At 44.1% G+C, this 589-nt stretch carries 1 pseudogene; it reads right to left on the bottom strand.

Features of this window, described 5'->3' with window-relative positions:
- Positions 1 to 589 (bottom strand): annotated as a pseudogene (locus A3761_RS02645) (TAT-dependent nitrous-oxide reductase); the annotation flags it as partial.

The following is a 589-nucleotide window of genomic DNA, read 5'->3' as shown; positions in this document are numbered from 1 at the left end:
CTCAAGCGCTGGAATATCAAATACAACAACATGGTCACGCTCAGCTGAAATCATTTCAGGTAGCGTTACGCCGTTTTCAGAGTTATAGCAGGTTGATGCAGCGAAACGACCGTCGTAGTCGGCATCGGTATTATCAAGGTTGCCATCAACAATGACCTGGAAAGCCATTTCCATCTTCTCAGCGTCAATGACGTTGAACATGGAGAAATATTTACTAGGGTCATCCAAATCACGTCCGTCATTCGGTAATGGAATTTCATATTCACCGTTACAGAATATATATTTGGTATGAGGTACTTTCTGAACCCTTAAACCATGGATCGCCTGTACATTTGGAACGTCGATCATCTTATCGGCTTTCATAATGTCGCAGCGGATACGTGCTACACGAGTATTTGCTTTATCGTTGATGAAAACATACTTACCGTCATAGCGGCCATCTTGCATACTCATATGAGGGTGATGTGCATCACCGTTAAAGTACTTGGCAGATTCACCCATGACTGCTTTACTTTCGTTGGTCTGACCCCAGCCAGTCGCGCTTTCATGGTTGAATACCGGAATACGCATTAGCTCACGCATTGAAGGT

The organism is Oleiphilus sp. HI0123, assembly GCF_001635315.1.
Note: the sequence above shows the minus strand (reverse complement) of the source record. Positions and strands in the feature narration are given on the sequence as shown.